At 39.3% G+C, this 201-nt stretch carries 1 pseudogene; it reads right to left on the bottom strand.

Annotated elements, in window-relative coordinates:
• Positions 1–65: 65 nt before the first annotated feature.
• A pseudogene (locus tag V7183_RS26115) lies at positions 66–155 on the bottom strand (hypothetical protein); the annotation flags it as partial.
• Positions 156–201 lie beyond the last annotated feature (46 nt).

Genomic DNA, 201 nt, shown 5'->3' with positions numbered 1-201 from the left:
TTAACTTGATGGCGATGTGGTGGTACCCGCAAGTACAAAAAGATGGGTTCCAAATAGGAACCCATCTAATTATCTACTTTTAATAGTCGCAACCCATTTAAAATAACGAGAATTGTACTCCCCTCATGACCGATAACGCCAAATGGAAGAGCCAAAAAATGATGTATTGAAAGAGGTTGCCCAAAAGTAGCTATTCAGCTA

Origin of the sequence: Bacillus sp. JJ1127, assembly GCF_036965845.1 — a bacterium.
GTDB lineage: Bacteria > Bacillota > Bacilli > Bacillales > Bacillaceae_G > Bacillus_A.
The sequence above is the reverse complement of the archived record's forward strand: the minus strand, read 5'-3'. Positions and strand labels throughout refer to the sequence as shown.